The sequence below is a fragment of the Streptomyces sp. KR55 genome (assembly GCF_052245645.1).
In the GTDB taxonomy this organism is placed as follows: domain Bacteria; phylum Actinomycetota; class Actinomycetes; order Streptomycetales; family Streptomycetaceae; genus Streptomyces; species Streptomyces flavusporus.
Genome location: NZ_JBQQCE010001019.1, coordinates 1 through 570 on the forward strand (window position 1 = coordinate 1; position 570 = coordinate 570).

Annotated in this window: 1 pseudogene; it reads right to left on the minus strand. The window is 78.4% G+C overall.

The features are described from left to right. Positions 1 to 533 (minus strand): annotated as a pseudogene (locus ACTWQJ_RS52115) (hypothetical protein); the annotation flags it as partial. Positions 534 to 570 lie beyond the last annotated feature (37 nt).

Below are 570 nucleotides of genomic sequence, written 5' to 3' on the forward strand. Positions count from 1 at the left end.
GCGGGGGACGTGGGGAAGGGGTAGCGGCCGTCCTGGGGCGCACCGGCCGGGGGTGTCCGCCGGCTCTCGGGGGGTGCGGCTGCCGGGGTGCTCCGGCGGCTGTCCTGAGCCGTGGCTGCGTGATCCGACCGCGGGTTGCCCGCCGGGTTGGACCGCCTGTCCTGTGCCGTGCCCGCCGGATTCGACCGCAGCTCGTCGTGAACCGTGCCCGCCGACGGCTCGCCCTGCGTCGCGCCCACCGGACCGGACCGCAGCATGTCCTGTGAGGTGCCCGCCCGACCATCCCGCAGCGCGCCCTGCGACGCCGCCCCCGACACACCGCCCCGCGGGCTGTCCTGCGCCACCCCCGCAAAGCCGCCCCCCGCCTCGCCCAGCGTCGCGCCACCACGGCCCTCGCTGCGCCCCCCGCTCGCCGAACCGTCGTCCCCCCGCTCGCCCGGCGCTTCCAGGTCCGCCGCCGGGCCGTAGGCGTGCCGGGTCCCGTCGGCCGGGGTGTTCGCGCGCGCGTGGGTCTCGTCCGGTGTCGGAGACACCCGTACGTGTCCCTCCCCGTCAGGGGCCGTCCGCATC